This window comes from Spirochaetota bacterium (genome assembly GCA_004297825.1).
Taxonomy (GTDB): Bacteria; Spirochaetota; UBA4802; order UBA4802; family UBA5368; genus FW300-bin19.
Genome location: SCSX01000090.1, coordinates 67,358 through 83,628, shown reverse-complemented (window position 1 = coordinate 83,628; position 16,271 = coordinate 67,358). Strand labels below are relative to the sequence as shown.

The following is a 16,271-nucleotide window of genomic DNA, read 5'->3' as shown; positions in this document are numbered from 1 at the left end:
ATGGATGTTCTCAGCATTCCGTGTTCTCCGAATAAAGAATGGAGCGTCTGAAATGTATACGGAGGAGGGGCGAAAAATAGTAACATTTTCACCCGGCTCTCCTTCAGAACACCCGGAATTTAATTTACACTGATACGCCGAATGTAGTATCGGAACTAAAAATGGCTTTACTAATTTCATGATGCCGGTATTCTTATTGTAGGTGGATAGATAGCGGTTTATTCCAGAAGAGACGGCCTAAAATAAATATTTTAAACTTCAACAGACCTCTACCGGGATACTGAAATGAAAAAATTGACATGGTTGTTCCTTGTTCCCGCGCTCATGTGGACCACGTTCGCCCACGCAAAGGAAAAGCCGCGCATCGCGGTGCTCGATCTCAAGCCGGTGGGCGTCGACCTGCCGTTCGCGCAGACCGTTTCCAACATGCTGCGCGCCGACTTGGTGAACGCCGGAAGGTTCGTCGTCGTGGAGCGGACTCAGGTGGACGCCATCCTCCAGGAGCAGGGCCTCCAGCTTACCGGGTGCACCGACCAGAGCTGCGCCGTGGAGATCGGGAAGATGATTTCCGCGAACAAGATACTCGTGGGCGAAGTGAGCACCATAGGCGAGGCCGTGGTCGTCACGGTGCGCATCGTCGACGTCGAGAAGGGCGTATCGGACTACGCGGCGAACCAGAAGTCGGACACGCGTGCGAACGTGGACGGCGCAGTTAAGCAGATCGTGCGCACGCTCTCGGGGCGCATTGGCGGTGAGATCACGAGCGACGATGTCCACGAGGTGACGCGCTCCGGCTATTACCTGAGAAGCATTTTTCCCGGCTGGGGGCAGGTATACGCGTACCATGAGACGAAGGGTTACGTGATCGGCGGTACGTTCCTCGCGGCAGCCGGATTCTTCGGCTATTCCTTCTACAATTATACTGACAAGAAAAAGGTATACGGCGATCTTCCGGCGGGAACGGCGCAGTCGAAGTTCGACAGCGCGTACAGCGATTATCAGAGTGCGGGAAAAATGGCAACGATCGGAGCTGCGGTTCTTGCAGGGGTGTATCTTATCCACTGGATCGACGTACTTTTCTTCACGAGCCCGGAGTACAGCACGGCGTCCCTTGAAACGGGGAAGGCTGGAGACTGGTATGTAAGCATCGCGCCTGCGTATTACGGTGGTGTGCATGAGCGCCCGGGTGTTAATGTCGCGCTATCCATGCGGTTTTAAGGGGGATGCCATGAAGAAACTGATATTGATGGGACTGATCATACCCGCGATGTGTTACGCCCTCGCCGGGATTTCGTGCTTCGATGCGCCGAGGGATAATATGTTTGATCCGAAAGCGGATAATTTTTCGGGAAGCGATTTGTTTTTATTTTCAACGGCCCCGGTCAACAACGGCGCTCAAGGTGGACGTGCAGGACTTGATACTTTATGCGCGAGCACAAGGAATACAAGCTATACAGAACTGCCATCGGATAATGTTCATGCTTTCATCTCTGTGGGTCTTGATGATGAGATTAGGGATATGCCGGTAAAATATAGCCTGCCCACCTACCTTCCAATAAAAAGCCATACGGGTTTGGTAATTGCGGATAATTGGGCAGATCTTTTTGACGGCTCAATCGACCAAACGCTTGAAGATGCGGAAATTGCATCTACTGGCTGGTGGTCGGGTTCATTGGTGGACGGGAGTTCAAGCGGAGCTACTTGTAACGGTTGGATCGCCAACGCCACGCTTAACGGCCAAGTCGGTTATATTGGAGTGAAAGACAACGACGATTGGATTAATGCGGCCATAAACACTTGTGATGTGGCCACCAACGTTGTCCTCTGTATAAGTTGGAATGATTGAAAACAGGGCGGCAGGGTTCCACTCTGGAAGGAATCCTGCCAGCCGTTTTGCTACTTCCCCCCGCACATCCGCCTCAAAATCTCCAAACTCTTTTCATGATTCATCCTTGAGGCCCTCTTGGCTAGAAACGCCTTCGCGCCGCCAAGAAACCCTTTGTACTCGAAGCCCTCCTTTATCGTGACCTTCGTCGTCGCATCATTCACCTTCGCGATATGCACCTGCGGTTCCACGCCGTCCATGGGCCCGCCCTCGATTTTATAGACTATGAGCGTGGGGAACTCGGTCTTCGTGACGGTGAACTTCATCTGCATGGCGCCGCTCACGCCCTTCATGACGGAACCGAGCTTGTCCGTGGGCAACCCCTGCGCCTCGGGAAGCTTCATCTGCGACATGTCCATCTGCCCCATGCCGCCCATCATCGCCATGGCGTTCCACGCCTTCACGTTCTGCGCGACATTGTAGACCAGGATGCCGTTCGCGCCAATGTCGGCCGAGACCTCGAGCTCGTATTTCTTCGGGAGGACGAGAAGCACGATGGTTCCGATGACGATGACCGCGAGTACGACGATGAGAAATTTTTTCAATCCGCCCATTACATGACCTCCGTTTTGACCTTGAAGAAGCTTATGGTGCCGCGCAGCGCGGCGATACTCGATGTGACGTGCTCGGAGCTTCCCGCGAGCTGTTCGGCGCCCGAGGCGTTATGCGTCGTGAGCTGGTTTATCCCGTCTATAGACTTCGTGATCTCGATCATGGCGAGCTTCTGTTCATCCGTCGCGCTCTTGATCTCCTCGGCCCGGTTTTTCACGGTGTCCGTCTGCACCTCGACCTGGTGGTTTATCTCGATCTGCTCCTTCATGGTGCGCGCGACCTCGTTGATCTTCGCCACGATCTGGTTGATGCCCTCGATCACGTTCTGCATGAGGCTCGTCGTCTCGATGATCGTGGACATTCCGTTCTTTACCTCGCCGTTGTTGCGGTCGATGTGGCGGCCGATCTCCTTAAGGCTGGAGGCCGTCTCGTCGGCGAGCTTGGAGATCTCGTCGGCGACGACGGCGAAGCCTCGGCCTGCCTCCCCCGCGCGCGCGGCCTCGATCGCGGCGTTGAGCGATAACAGGTTGATCTGGTCCGAAATGTCGCTAATGATCTTCACGATGCCCGTCATGTCGTCGGAGCTCTTCGTGATGTTCGTCATCGTCCCGTTCATCTTCTGCAGGGCGGATTCGCCCAGGCGCGCGCTTCCCGCGATCGTTTCGCTCATGGAGAGCACCGCCCTGGTATTTTCCTCCATGGTGTGGATGGTGTCCGATAGATGCAGAAATCCGTCCGAGAGGCGTATCAGATTCTGCAGCTCCTCGTCGGAGAGCCGCGCGATGCCGTCCATGGAGCTCGCCATCTCCTCTATGGTCGCCGTAATCTCTTCCACGGAGGAGGCCTGGTCCTGGGCGTTCTCCGCGAACGAGACCGCGGTCGCGGACATCTGCTGCGAGGTGCTTCCCACCTCGTCCGCCACGCGCGCGATGTTGGAGATGGACTCCCGCATGCGCTCGACGAAGCTGTTGAGCGAATCGGTCATCCTGCCGAACTCGTCTCGCTGGTCGAGCGTGATTTTTTGCGTAAAATCGCCCTCGGACATCCTCTCCGCGAGACGGCCACTCATGGACGCCGGGCGCGTGATCATGCGCGTGAGCACTGTTCCCGCGCCTATAAAAATAATCACCATTACCGTCAGGAGGACGAGACTGTTGATGAGCACCTGGCGGTAGCCGGCGCGCGCCTCCTCGTATTCGGTTTTCGCGTATCCCAGCGACTGGTCGGTAAGCTTGTCCATCGAGTTGCGCATGCGGGCGAACACCGGAAGGTACTCGGTGAAATACGCGGATTCGAGATCGCCCGCGGCCCTTCCGGCGATCCTGCGTTCGATCACGTCGGTAAGCTTCAGGATCGCGTCGTATTCCCTGTCGAATACCGGGAAGTACTCGCTGGCCTCGCGCCCCCGCTGCATGTAGAGCGCGCGGAACTTGTCGAAGCGCTGCTTCACCTGCTCGGTGTTGCTCCTGACTTCGAAAATATCCTTTTCATAGTCCTTGTCGCCCTTGGGGACGGCTCCCGTGCGGGCGTTCAGGCGGTTGATCGCCTGGCTCGCGGCCACGCTCGCCTGGTAGGCGTCGCGGTCGGCCTCGATGAGGAATTCCATGCTGAGCAGGCTCAGAGTGTACATCCGTTCCGTTTCCCTGAATATGGAATACGCGTTGTATATCCCGTACCCGAGTCCCAGCACCATGATGATCGTGATGCCCCCAAATACGACGATGAACTTTTTCCCCACCCTGAGGTTCTTCAATGACTTCATGACCCGTCTCCTTCCTGTACGTGCCACCGCCCCTTGATCGATTCGATTGTGAGTATGCGGTTTTTCTCAAATATACTCTTGGGCAGGGGTAAACACAAGAAAAAAGATGACGATGAAACCATGAGGGGGGTGTGGCGCCCGTCCGCGATCGGGACGGGCGTCGGAACGGGAGGAAGCCGTCCGGAACTAGGAAGCGTGTAACCCAAGGTCTTCGAGAATAACCTTTTTAAAGACGTCCTTCGAACCAAGCCTCTTCACCGCGTCAAGAAGCTCAATGCCGGCAATATTCCCGGCTGAATCATAATCGACCGCTATGCCATCGGCAACATGTTCGGTTGTCACCGCCGCTTCAATAAACCGGATATAGAGGGCATCAACCTCGGAATCATACGTTATTCTCATCCTGCTTCTCCTCGTTGAAATAGTATGAATAGACCGTGACCACCATATCGGTTTCATTGTTCGAACGATCCGGCCGGCCTAGTGCTTGAACGCGCGTTGTCCGGTGTAGACCATGGCGACCTTGGGGTCCGATTCGTTGCACGCCGTGATCGATTCGAAATCCCGTTCGGAGCCGCCGGGCTGGATGATCGAGGTTACGCCCTGCTTGATCCCCACGTCCACGCCGTCGCGGAACGGGAAAAAGGCGTCCGATACCATCGCGGAGCCCGATAGCCCCGCCTTCACGGCCTTCGTCGCCTCGTCCAGGTCCGCGAGTTCCGATTTTTTCCGCTCGCCCTTTTCCACGAGGAGCTCCAGTTGCTTGTAGGATATCGCGTACTTGTCGAAACAGAGGAGATCGGCGTACTTGGTGTAGGCCTTGTACACGGCGATCTCGGCGACGCCCACGCGGTCCTGCTCGCCGGTGCCTATGCCCACGGTGACCCCGTCCTTCACGTACAGCACGGAGTTGGAGGTCACGCCCTGTTCCACGAACCAGCCGAAGAGGAGGTCGGCGTATTCTTTTTCCGTGGGGAGCCGGTCTATCCTGTAGGATTGCCCTTTGTACTCGGCCGCCGCGGGCTTCAGGTCGCCCTTCCCGTTCACGATGTTCTGCGGCGACTGCTGCACGATGATGCCGCCGTCCATGAGCGACTTGAAGTCAACGAAGCGCGCCGATCTATACTGCTCGAGCTTGTCGATGCGCTCGATTTTTATTATACGGAGATTCTTGCGCTTCTGGAGCAGTTCGAAGGCCCCCCCGACGTAGTCCGGCGCGACGGCGACCTCCATGTATTCCTTCGCGATGAGCTCCGCGGTCTCGCGGTCGCAGGGCCTGTTGAGGGCGACGCAGCCCCCAAACGCGGCGATGCGGTCGGCGCGGAAGGCGCGGCTGAAGGCCTCCGCGATCGTCGCGCCGTAGGCGACGCCGCAGGGATTGTTGTGCTTCACGATCACGGCCGCGGGCCGGTCGGTGAGGTATTTCAACACGTTCAGCGCGTTGTCGATGTCGGTGAGGTTGATCTTGCCGGGGTGCTTCCCGGGCTGGAGCATCATGCGCTCGTCGATCGCGCTCGTCAGGGCGTTCCCGGGGCCGATAAACGTGCAGCCGCCCAGCGCGAGGTTCCCGTTCACGAGCTCGTACATGGCCGCTTCCTGTCCGGGGTTCTCCCCGTAGCGCAGGCCCTTCTCGACGAGCGCGCCCCCGTCCTCGAGCCTCCACGCGCGCTTCCTGTAGGTGAGTATCTGCTCCCCGAAACCTATGGTCATGGTGTCGGGAAAGTGGTCGTCCATTACGGTCTTGTACGCTTTCTTCAAATCTTCCATTTTTGCCCTGCCTGGGAGTGATATGCGCGCGGTGCGCGGGTGGGGCCCGTGCGCGCGAAGCGTATCCGGCATAGCGTCACCGGCCCGGCCCGTCAACATTAATTGTTTCGATCGCGCGGGGGACCGCCGTGAATATCGGCGCAGCCAAAATTTTTAAATATGGACATCCTGTGAATGAATGTATATCCAGACCGAGATTCACATGCACGAAGCGGACGGACCCAAGTAGGGAGCATACCCGTGCGCGGGAAAGGCGAATGGGCCCCCGGCGCGCCCCGGGGGAAATAAATTTCCTCAGCCGATACGGATGCGCGCATCCAGCGCGATCGCGCGGGAACCGTCTTCTGGGAGGCGCACCGGGTTGAGGTCCAGCTCCTTGATCGAGGGAAAATCCGCGAGCAGGTGCGACACCCTCACGATCATGTCCACGAACGAATCCACGTCCGCGCGGGGCTTACCGCGCATCCCCCCGAGTATCTTCGCCGACCTGAGCTTCGCGAGCTTGCGCGCCACCTCCTCCGGGCGCGCCGGGCACAGCACGTTCGCCGTGTCCCTGAACACCTCGATGTAGATTCCCCCGTAGCCGAAAAACACGACAGGACCGAACGAGGCGTCGTGCGTTCCGCCGATAAACATGTCGTACCCGGGACCGGCCATGGGCATGACGCGCACGCCGTCAAAGCGCGCGCCGGGCTTATAGCGCTCCAGGTTCGAGCGAATGGTCCCAAACGCCTCCTTCGCCGCTTTCGCGCCGTCGATCCCCGTGATCACGCCCCCGGCGTCGGTCTTGTGGAGCGCGTCGGGCGATACGACCTTCATGACCGCGGGGAAGCCCAGCTTCGCCGCGGCGTCCGCGGCGGCGTTCTCATCCGCCGCGAGCGCGGAGGGCGCGGCGCCTATGCCGTAGCCCTGGAACAGCGCGAGCGATTCCTCGCCAAAGTCCCCCGCGCGGCTGCGCATCCACTCCCGCGCCGCCTCGCGGTCGATGTCCGCCGGGATGGTGAGCGGTACGGCCTTCCTCTCTCGACGCGCGTGGAATTCGGCCTGTTTCTTCATGGCGACGATCATCTCCTCGGCGCTGTTGAAGATCGGGAAGTTGATGTTGCGCTTGATCTGCGAAATGGTTTTCGACCTGCCGAAGAGGCACGCGGCGAGCGGTTTTCCCGACGACAGCATGGAGCCCGTCGCCTCCTTGGAAAGGTCGGTGTGAAACATCTTGTAGAAGATGTCCTCGCCGCGGGGCATGTGCGGCCACTGGCTCACGTACACGACGCCGTCCACGCTGTCGTTGTGGAGCACCGAGTAGAATATGTGTGCGTACATTTCCATGTTGTAGATGTCGCCCATGTCGAGCGGGTTGGAAAAATTTATCACCCCGGCGTTCGAATATTTCTTCAGGCTCTCGTAGAAGTCGGGCCCGGGATTCGCGAATTCGAACCCGATCTTCTCGCACAGGTCCGCCATCATCACCGTGATGCCCCCGGCGGGGCTCATCACCATGATGCGGTTGCCGCGCATGGGCGGAAGGTCGAAGGCCTTGGCCACCGATATGAACTCGTTGAAGTGCCCGATCCGGATGATTCCCGCGCGCTCGAACGCGGAATCGATGATGTCCTCGTCGTTTGACAGGGCGGCGGTGTGGCTCATCGCGGCCTTCTTGCCGGCCGGGGTCGTGTTCGATTTCAAAATGATGATCGGCTTGTCGATACGCGACGCGGCCCGGAGCAGGGCCTCCCCTCGGGGGATGCTCTCCAGGTACATGCCTATGATCTTCGTCTCGGGATCGCGCCCGAAATACTCCAGGAAGTCCACCTCGTCCAGGTCGAGCTTGTTACCTATGCTCGCGAACTTCGCCATGCCCACGTTTTCGTCGCTCATGAAGTTCCAGAGCATGAGTCCCACGCCCCCGGACTGGCTGATGATCGACATGCCGCCCTTGGGCGGGCTGAAGGACGGAATGAACGGCAGACAGAGGCCGTTCGCGGTGTTCGCGACCGTTACGCCGTTGGGGCCCACGAAGCGGATGCCGTATTCCCGAGCCTTCGCGACCAGCTGGTCGGCGAGCTTCGCGCCGTCTCCCCCGAGCTCGTTGAAGCCGCCCGAGGGAATGGCCATCCACTTGACCCCGATCTTCCCGCATTCCTCGACGATGGCGGGAATGTAACGCGCGGGGACGAGGGCGAAGACGAGGTCGGGCACGGCGGGAAGGGAGGCCAGGGTCTGATACATCCGGATTCCGTTAACATGCGCGTCCTGGGACGCGGGGTTTATTCCGAATATGCGACCCTTGAATCCCCAGCGGATGAGGTTTTCAAGGACGAGCCTTGGAATATTGTTTGCCTTGGATGAAAGCCCTATAATCGCGATGGATTCCGGGTAAAATAGCTTGTCCATGAGTTCCCCCACTAGTCATTGTCGTGAACGTGCGCCGATGCGCACGCCTGAATGATGGCGTCGATGGAGCGCATTATCAAGAAAATATTTTGATAGGGAGCGGTGAGGCTATCAGCGAATAGGGGGCGGGGTCTGGTTAAGAAGAGACGCCTTCATCGTATGAAGAAGGCGTCTCCGATACAACCCATTCGTGATTTTTTAACTTTTCGGGGCCTTCGCCGTCATGAAGTCCATCGAGAACGCGAAGCCCACGAGCGCATACGGTACCCCGCCGATCCTGTTCGGATGGTCAAGATACCAGCCCAGGATCACGAGGAGCGTGGGCTTATTGAAGCTCGTGTAATCGTCCGTATTGAACGACCATGCAAAGAGGGGGCCAAGGCGCATATGGCTCTGGGCGGTGCCCGGGAAGACCGCGCTGTAGCGCAGGCCCAGGGTGAGCTGCCCGCTCATGTAGATCAGGTCGGAATCGTTCGTCCATACGACCTTCTTGGTGGGGACCATCGTATCGAGCGTCGCGTCATAGAAATACTTGTCGGTCTTGTGAAGGTCAAGGTCCCAGTATTCGAACCCGAATTTCGACCGCGCCGCGATCTTGCTCACCTTCATCTGCAGGGTGGGTTCCGCGAAATAGTGATGGCCTTTCGTGGAATAGGCGAGGTCCTCGTTGTCCTTCCTCAAGTCGTCATCGTAATCCGTGTTCCTTACCGCGGAGGACTGCAGGTAGCCCTGCGTGCCGAAATAATTGATGAATTCGTACCCCAGGCGAAGGTTGAATACGCCTATGGGCTGGAAATCCAGCAATCCACCCGCCTTTACGTACGCGGGATTCAGCTTCACCGATGGTCCCAGCGCAATAAATGTGTCCCGGAAAAGCGGCGAGGTGCTGTCGGCAAGCCGCTTGCTGTACATGATGCGGTTCTGGGTCTCGAGCCCCAGCGGGTTATACCTGATGATGGAAAGCGATGCCCAGTAAAGACGGTCCGATGGGGGTACTATGACCGCCGGCTCTTCCGCCGACAGTGACGCCGCGAGGAATCCCGAGAGCATGAAAATGAATAATAAAAGGTACGAGAGCTTGATTCGCATTCTGCCTCCTTAGATGTGTTTTTATATACGAATTTTGTAACTGCTCAGCCGTGTGCCAAACATATGCACATAAAATAATAAATGCCAGGAATACCCCCGCCGCCTCTGGCGGCGGGGGTATTCAATACTTTAATTATTTTTGGTTGTGTATTTCATAGCTGAGTAGTTACCGAATTTTGCATATTACTACATATTGCCGGGAATATCCAAGTAATTTTTTGTACGGCGTCAAGGGATTTTCCTCGCGGGAAAAACCTGAATCCGCATCAAGGACGAAACGTGACATTCTGGGTCGTGGCAAAAAGAAAACGGCCTTTTCGGGGGCCGCTTTCAAGGTTAAATATGAAGAGATACCTGTTGATCTATATCCATGCAAACCTGTCGAGGTAACCTTCCAGGTCCTCGAGCGAAATCATCGCTACCTTCCTGCAATCAACATCGGTGCACAGCTTTATATTCCTTTTCATAGCTTTCTCCTTAGTAGTTGAGATGATAATAAAATACTGAAATTTGATGAAAAATCCAGCACAATTCGCAATTTTTTTAGAAATCGGCGGATATTTTTAACCCTTGAAACGCGGTATAAAGCGCCCCATTGGCGATGCAATTTCCTTAAAACCCTCTTCCGGCGCCTAGGCGCGCGGCCATACCTTCTTAAAGCCCGCTCCGCCCACGAAACAGTACGGGCATTCCTCCGGCGGTTCCTCGCCGTAGTGAACAAATCCGCACACGGGACAGCGCCATGCCGTATCGGTTCCGGCGAGGCCGGTTTCCGGAACCGTATCGTCCTCGCGGATGAGTATCGGCACCTCGTCGATCGGGGGCATTATGGATTCGTACGACGCGAGAAGGTGTCCCGCGACGATTATGCGCTGGATTTCGCTTGTCCCCTCGTAAATGGAGAAAAGCCTGGTGTCCCGGAGAAGTTTCTCGATGGGAAACATCTTGGTGTAGCCGTATCCGCCGAATATCTGCAGGGCGTCGTTCAGCACCTGCATGGCGGCCTCGGTCGTGTAGAATTTCGTGATGGAGGCCGATATCGTGGGGTCCATGCCGCGGTCGGTTTCCCAGGCGGATTTCCAGACCAGGAGACGCGAGGTCTCGACCTTTTGAAATATCTCGGCGAGCTTGAACTGGACCGACTGGTAGCTTCCCAGCTTACTCCCGAATGCGCGGCGCTTTTTCGCGTAATCCAGCGCGTATTCCATCGCCGAGCGCATCACCCCCACGGCGAACGCCCCAATCATGGGCCTCGTGCGCGCGAATGTCTTCATGGCCAGGACGAAACCCTCTCCCGGTTCCGCGAGCACGTTCTCCGCGGGCACGCGCACGTTTTTCAGGTGAATGCCCGCGGTGTTCGAGGTGCGCTGTCCCATCTTGGGGATGCGCCTTCCCACGCGGACGCCCTCCCAGTCCCTTTCCACAAGAAAAGCGCAGATGCCCGCGTGTTTCGCGGCCGGGTCCACCGTCGCGAAGATGGTCATGTAATCGGCGATACCGGCGTTCGTGATCCAGTACTTGGTCCCGTTCAGGACGTAATCGTCCCCCTCGCGCCGCGCGCGGCACTGCATCCCCGCCACGTCCGATCCCATCGAGGGCTCGGAGGTCGCGTAGCAGATGCGCTTGAACTCGTTCGCGATCCGGGGAAGGTACCTCCGCATGATATGCTCCCTGCCCGAGATCACAATGGGCTCGAACCCCAGCGAGTTGGCGAAAATGGAGGTCGCGATGCCGGGACAGGCCGCGGCGACCTCCTCGGTGAGGAGCGCGATTTCCATGAGACCCATGCCCTTTCCCCCGTATTCCACGGGTATGTCGACGTTCATGAGCCCGGCTTCATAGGCCGCGCGCAGCACCTCGAGAGGGACTTCGTCCGACTCGTCAAAGCGCCAGGCGGCGGGGAGCACCGTGCGCAGGGCGAATTCCCGCGCCTTCATCTTCAGCACCTCTTGCTCGGGGGTGAGCGTGAAATCAAGCATGATACTACCTCCGGTTATTTGCTGCGGACCATCCATATACAGTATAATGAATTTTTTGTGAAATGTCGTCTACCGGGCGGCAATAACCCTGCGCCGCACACGTCCATTTTGGATATTAAGGAAATACCTGCGAAAGGCGGATTTTCCCGCACGACGCAGGCCACAGGGACACCACGTGTCATGGTTTGATCAGGGCGCATCTAAAAAAGGGGGGGGGCCGATACGCTGACAGTCCGCAGCGTATGCCGCCAGCCGGTCGGGGCATTCGCCCCCGGCGCCTCCAAACACCTCCCGGATCTTTCCGTATGAAATTTTTTAAAAAATTTTGTGCGGTTTTGGGCCTTCCGGACAAATAGTAACAGGGAGCGGCGGGCGGTGCCGGACGTCCCGGGAGAACCGGGAACTGGGCCGCGGCTTGACGAGGAACGAGAATTGTTGCAAATTATGGTGCATCGGCGCCGCACGGCCGCCGGCGAAATTTTTTTAGAGGGCAAAAAACACTATGCATTCAGATATACGAAAACCGTCATCAGACCCGGGATGAAAAGTTTATTTTGAGCAAAAATTTATATGCTGAATACAAATTATTGCTGTACAATACCGGATCGCGGATTTACATCCGCTTTTACCGAATGGCGTTCATAATTTCATGGGTATAGGTGCATGAACCATGCTGCTACTAGTCGATTTGGGTGAGACCTTTATATTCCTCATGCTCGGTTTCGCGAGCGTACTCGCGCTCGCCGTGGGGCTGGAGCGCGCCCTCGTATTCAAGCGCCATACCTCGAAGGACGCCGAGCTTTTCATGCACGGGCTCGTCGCGAGACTGCGTGCGCACGATACGGCCGGCGCCATGGAGTACTCGAAATCGGAAGCCAGGAACATCTACTCCCGCTTCGCGGAATTCACCATGGAGCATTACCAGCAGTGCCACGACGGCATAGGCGACCTGATGCAGGGAAAGATAATCTCCGAGAAGATCGTCCTGGAAAAACGGCTCATTATCCTGAACACCCTGGGCAACAACGCGCCCTTCATAGGTCTGCTGGGCACGGTGCTCGGGGTGATCAAGGCGTTCCAGGGACTCGGGACGCTCGGCGCAACCGGCGCCGAGGTGGTAATGCGCAGCATTTCTTCCGCGCTGCTCGCGACGGCGGCGGGGCTCTTCGTCGCGATCCCGGTGGTCATGGCGAACAATTACTTCTCGCGCAAGGTGAAGATCATCCTCCAGAACCTGGAGATCCTCTCGCGGGAATTCCTGGCGAGCTACACGCACGGCAAGAAGAAATCCTGCCTTTGAAAGGAGCACGGTCATGGCGTTTCAAACAGGCGACGACGACGAAATAAGCAATATCAATATCACCCCCATGGTGGACGTGATGCTGGTCCTCCTCGTGATATTCATGGTGACCGCGAACTTTTTAAAGAAGGAATCGGTCAATATAAACCTGCCCAAGGTGGCGGCGTCGGACCCCAATGTGGCGGAGTCGATGCAGGTCTCGCTTACCAGGGACGGCAAGCTCCTGCTCGAGGGGCTCGAGACCGACGCGGAGCGTCTTGGAATGGCGCTTGCGCGCGAATCGAAATACCGGCCCAACATGCGCGTCACGGTGTCGGCGGACGAAAGCCTCTCCTACGGCACGATCGCGAGCGTGATGGGGATCATCCGCAATTCCGGGGTGACCAAGATCGCCCTCTCGGTTAAGCGTTAGGCGGAATACGTCGCCATGGTACTCAGCATCCGCGACATTCTGTTGCAAATGGTAAAAGCCCTGGGGCTCTTCCGCTTCTGCCTTCTTTTCTCCCTGGGACTGCACCTCGTGGTGTACGCCTCCTATTTTATAGCAACCCTCCCCTACGGGCACGAGGTGAGCTCGGACGAGATCAAAATGGAGGACGTCGACGTCGATTTCACCGATATCCCCCCGCGTCTCCTGGGAGGGGAGAGCGACCCGGCCCCCGTCGAAAAACAGGAGTGGATCGAGGGCACCAGCAAGACCGCGGCCGATCCCCTGGACGAGGAGCTCAATGTGAACGCCCTTTCCGGGACCGGCACCGATAAGGAGGGCTATCTCTATTCCTTCAACGGCGACCGTCCGCCTACGCCCATAATCGACTTCGATCTGAAGCAATTCTTCCCCAAGGAGGCGCGCTGGGCGAATATTACGCAGAAGGTCGTGGTCGTGCGCGTGCAGGTGGACGAAAGGGGAAGCCTGGTGAGCGCGCGCGTCGTCTCGGCAAAGGCGGGCTATGGGTTCGACGAGGCCGCGATCCGTATCGTACACCTCGCGAAGTTCGCGCCGGGTTACCAGAAGGGGCGGCCCGTGAAGATGAACCACCGGCTCCCCATCACTTTCTTACTGGAAGATTGAGGACATGATGAACCTGATCGCACGCGGGATGCTCGCGGCCGTATTTATCCTGGTCTGCTACGCGGAATCGACCGCCCAGCAGCAATTCTCCCTCTCGGGGAAAATATTCAACGGCGCGACCGGCGAGCCGGTGGAAAACGCGCTCCTTGCGGTGGCGGAGGAGCGCACCCGCGTCCGCAGCGCCGCCGACGGCTCATTCACGATTACGGTACCCGCGGCCGGGAGCTATACGATCATCATCGCCTCCGAGACCCTCAAGACGGTCAAGACCACCGTGCAGATCGATGGGGCCGTTGTACGCGACTTCTTCATGAACCCGCCGGTCGCCCTGGGGGGGCTCATGGTGACCGGCAAGCGCGACATCCAGAAGGTCGCGCGCTATACCATGACCGTTCAGGAGCTCAAGGAGGTGCCCGCCTCGTTCGGCGACTCGATATCGGCGCTTACGTCGCTGCCCGGGGTCATTCGCACGACAGGGGGGCTCTTTGGGCCGCTCGTGATCCGCGGGGGCGATTTCGTAGGAAACAACTATTTTATCGACGACATACCTATTCTCGATCCCATGCATTTCGGCGGTCTGCACTCGGTCATTAACAACAGCCTCATGGCCGACATCGACCTCTATGCATCCGCGTTCCCGGCGCAGTTCGGTTCTGCGTCCGCGGCTGTTATCAGCATCAACACGGTCGACAATGTGCAGAAGTTCGGCGGTTATACGGACCTGGGGCTCATATCCGCGAGCGCGCTCATACAGGCGCCTATATTCCGTGACAGCAGGGGCGAGCTGCATTTTGCAGGACCGGACGACGTCTTTAAAGAAGGCGATACAATGAACGCAGGCTATGCGATCGCCTCGGGGAGAGTGGGCTATCTTTCGGTTTTCGTGCCCACAATCTATAAAATAATAACCGGCAATACGATATCCTCCGTGCCCGAGTACTGGGACTACCAATACAAGATGAAATACGCGTTCAACAGCAGGCACTCGCTCACGCTCCTCCTGTTTGGCAATAGTGATTACTTCACTTTTATCGAGAAAAACGAATTAGATCCCTCACAGGACCCTTACTTCCAGGGGATCGAGGCGAAGTACGATAAACAGACCCACAGCCAGGGTATCTATTATACCTGGCAGCCTGCGGATAGCGTGACGAACAAGCTTATCGCATACGGATCGCTCATGCAGAGCTATCAGTATTTCAATCTGCCGGCAGAGGGTGTAGGGGATGCGTTTAAGGATTTCAATGTAACCTCCCGCCCCTACGTCTTCGGGTTAAAAGACAAATTCAAGGCGGGAATAATTAAAAACCTGCTTGAGCTCCGTGTTGGCGCGCAATATAATCTCTACTATTTCAGGGCGTTCGGTAAAACGCTCACCATAAGCAACCAAACGGGCGCATTTGATCCGGGCAGCGATGCGTTCCAGCCATATCCCATCGATTTTACCGCGATCAATCAGACCGTTGGCGGCTATATTGAAACGAAACTAACGATTGCCGGCCTTACATTCCTGCCGGGTTTCCGCTCGGATTACCTGACCCGCTCCGGGGAAGTTACCTACGACCCCCGCGGTTTGCTCTCCTATGAATTTCCCACCAAGACCACGGTCTCGATTGCCGGGGGGAAATACAGCTATTTTTTCCAGACAAATCCCATGATATTCGACCAGGCGCCGCACATCACGAAGATCGGCAGAGACCTCCGTTCGGAAAAGGCCATCCACCGCGTTGCGGGCATCGAGCAGGCGTTGGGGCTCTGGGCATTAAAGCTTGAGAGCTTCTATAATGACTTTTACGATATCCCGCTGTATTATTTCCATTATAAAGAAAACGGCGATGCCTCGATGGGAACCAACAGCGGTAAAATCAGGGCCTATGGAATCGAGGTGATGCTGCGGAAGGACATTCTTGAGAATCAAAACGGGTTCTACGGCTGGATTAATTATACGTGGACGCACTCGCGGTACAGATCTGGCCTCCCGACGGAGGATGGCGTGGGAGATCCCCGTAACCTAGCGGGGGATGCCTACGGTGATCAGTGGGTGAACTATCAGTACGAGCAGCAGCATGCCCTCAAGCTTGTTACGGGGTACAAGTTCGGCAGAAGCACCCTCGGGGCGAAGTTCCAGCTCTATTCCTCGCTCCCCTATACGCCGATCGTCGGCGGGACCCAGGACACGACCTATCCAGGGTCCGGCGAACGATGGCTGCCCGATTACGGCCGGTCGTATACCCGGCATTTCCCGATAGATCACAGGCTCGACATTCGCTATAGCTATAAAAACACCAAGGCTTGGGGATATATTACCTGGTATATCGAGATTATAAATATCTACAACCACAGACCGGAGAGCGAGCTGAAGTGGGATTATCGTTATGATTACCAGGCCGGTAAAAATCCCCATATCATAGTGAACGAAGATGCCCTTACCATCATCCCCAACTTCGGGGTGGAAGTGAAATTTTAGGGAG

The 16,271-nt window shown here is 57.1% G+C and carries 13 protein-coding genes; 6 read left to right on the top strand and 7 right to left on the bottom strand.

The window, feature by feature from the left end; translation table 11 throughout:
* The first annotated feature begins 285 nt into the window (after nt 1-285).
* The gene (locus EPN93_20445) at nt 286-1,218 is read left to right on the top strand and encodes a hypothetical protein (protein TAL30196.1); all 933 of its coding nucleotides are present in this window, start codon (nt 286-288) and stop codon (nt 1,216-1,218) included.
* Between the two features lie 10 nt (nt 1,219-1,228).
* Entirely contained in the window at nt 1,229-1,846 is a 618-nt protein-coding gene (locus EPN93_20440) for a hypothetical protein (protein ID TAL30195.1), read from the top strand.
* A gap of 50 nt (nt 1,847-1,896) precedes the next feature.
* Here EPN93_20440 and EPN93_20435 read toward each other — a convergent pair whose 3' ends face one another.
* The 7 genes from EPN93_20435 to EPN93_20405 form a co-directional block, all read right to left on the bottom strand.
* Complete coding sequence (locus tag EPN93_20435; GenBank protein ID TAL30194.1) at nt 1,897-2,439, bottom strand: hypothetical protein; 543 nt, start codon at nt 2,437-2,439, stop codon at nt 1,897-1,899.
* A complete protein-coding gene (locus tag EPN93_20430) occupies nt 2,439-4,199 on the bottom strand; it encodes a methyl-accepting chemotaxis protein (GenBank protein TAL30193.1) in 1,761 nt (586 codons plus the stop codon). The genes EPN93_20435 and EPN93_20430 overlap by 1 nt, the downstream gene beginning before the upstream one ends.
* Nucleotides 4,200-4,385: 186 nt before the next feature.
* Nucleotides 4,386-4,601 (bottom strand): DUF2283 domain-containing protein, encoded by a 216-nt coding sequence (locus tag EPN93_20425; GenBank protein ID TAL30192.1) that lies wholly within the window; start codon nt 4,599-4,601, stop codon nt 4,386-4,388.
* A 78-nt stretch (nt 4,602-4,679) separates the two neighbouring features.
* Complete coding sequence (locus EPN93_20420; GenBank protein ID TAL30191.1) at nt 4,680-5,966, bottom strand: IMP cyclohydrolase; 1,287 nt, start codon at nt 5,964-5,966, stop codon at nt 4,680-4,682.
* Between the two features lie 294 nt (nt 5,967-6,260).
* Nucleotides 6,261-8,360, bottom strand: a complete 2,100-nt coding sequence (locus tag EPN93_20415) for a hypothetical protein (GenBank protein ID TAL30190.1) — start codon at nt 8,358-8,360, stop codon at nt 6,261-6,263.
* Nucleotides 8,361-8,558: 198 nt separating this feature from the next.
* Nucleotides 8,559-9,449 carry a hypothetical protein gene (locus tag EPN93_20410; GenBank protein TAL30189.1) on the bottom strand — a complete coding sequence of 297 codons (891 nt, stop codon included), beginning with the start codon at nt 9,447-9,449 and terminating at the stop codon, nt 8,559-8,561.
* Between the two features lie 632 nt (nt 9,450-10,081).
* Nucleotides 10,082-11,428: an acyl-CoA dehydrogenase gene (locus EPN93_20405; GenBank protein TAL30188.1), complete on the bottom strand. Its 1,347-nt coding sequence runs from the start codon at nt 11,426-11,428 to the stop codon at nt 10,082-10,084.
* Nucleotides 11,429-12,098: 670 nt separating this feature from the next.
* Between EPN93_20405 and EPN93_20400 the strand changes: the two genes are divergently transcribed.
* Genes EPN93_20400 through EPN93_20385 form a run of 4 tightly spaced genes read left to right on the top strand, consistent with a single transcriptional unit; the run spans nt 12,099 to nt 16,267 of the window.
* A complete protein-coding gene (locus tag EPN93_20400) occupies nt 12,099-12,728 on the top strand; it encodes a MotA/TolQ/ExbB proton channel family protein (GenBank protein TAL30187.1) in 630 nt (209 codons plus the stop codon).
* 13 nt (nt 12,729-12,741) lie between these two features.
* Nucleotides 12,742-13,140: a biopolymer transporter ExbD gene (locus tag EPN93_20395; protein ID TAL30186.1), complete on the top strand. Its 399-nt coding sequence runs from the start codon at nt 12,742-12,744 to the stop codon at nt 13,138-13,140.
* A gap of 15 nt (nt 13,141-13,155) precedes the next feature.
* Complete coding sequence (locus tag EPN93_20390) at nt 13,156-13,800, top strand: TonB family protein (GenBank protein ID TAL30185.1); 645 nt, start codon at nt 13,156-13,158, stop codon at nt 13,798-13,800.
* 4 nt (nt 13,801-13,804) lie between these two features.
* Nucleotides 13,805-16,267, top strand: coding sequence for a TonB-dependent receptor (locus EPN93_20385; protein ID TAL30184.1), 2,463 nt, complete (start codon nt 13,805-13,807; stop codon nt 16,265-16,267).
* Nucleotides 16,268-16,271: the final 4 nt, after the last annotated feature.

Excerpts from the sequence above, each read along its gene's own strand:
- EPN93_20395 (TAL30186.1), top strand. The coding sequence starts at position 12,742 with ATGGCGTTTCAAACAGGCGACGACGACGAAATAAGCAATATCAATATC.
- EPN93_20400 (TAL30187.1), top strand. The coding sequence starts at position 12,099 with ATGCTGCTACTAGTCGATTTGGGTGAGACCTTTATATTCCTCATGCTC.
- EPN93_20445 (TAL30196.1), top strand. The coding sequence starts at position 286 with ATGAAAAAATTGACATGGTTGTTCCTTGTTCCCGCGCTCATGTGGACC.
- EPN93_20405 (TAL30188.1), bottom strand. The coding sequence starts at position 11,428 with ATGCTTGATTTCACGCTCACCCCCGAGCAAGAGGTGCTGAAGATGAAG.
- EPN93_20390 (TAL30185.1), top strand. The coding sequence starts at position 13,156 with ATGGTACTCAGCATCCGCGACATTCTGTTGCAAATGGTAAAAGCCCTG.
- EPN93_20415 (TAL30190.1), bottom strand. The coding sequence starts at position 8,360 with ATGGACAAGCTATTTTACCCGGAATCCATCGCGATTATAGGGCTTTCA.
- EPN93_20410 (TAL30189.1), bottom strand. The coding sequence starts at position 9,449 with ATGCGAATCAAGCTCTCGTACCTTTTATTATTCATTTTCATGCTCTCG.
- EPN93_20425 (TAL30192.1), bottom strand. The coding sequence starts at position 4,601 with ATGAGAATAACGTATGATTCCGAGGTTGATGCCCTCTATATCCGGTTT.
- EPN93_20420 (TAL30191.1), bottom strand. The coding sequence starts at position 5,966 with ATGGAAGATTTGAAGAAAGCGTACAAGACCGTAATGGACGACCACTTT.
- EPN93_20440 (TAL30195.1), top strand. The coding sequence starts at position 1,229 with ATGAAGAAACTGATATTGATGGGACTGATCATACCCGCGATGTGTTAC.
- EPN93_20430 (TAL30193.1), bottom strand. The coding sequence starts at position 4,199 with ATGAAGTCATTGAAGAACCTCAGGGTGGGGAAAAAGTTCATCGTCGTA.
- EPN93_20385 (TAL30184.1), top strand. The coding sequence starts at position 13,805 with ATGATGAACCTGATCGCACGCGGGATGCTCGCGGCCGTATTTATCCTG.
- EPN93_20435 (TAL30194.1), bottom strand. The coding sequence starts at position 2,439 with ATGGGCGGATTGAAAAAATTTCTCATCGTCGTACTCGCGGTCATCGTC.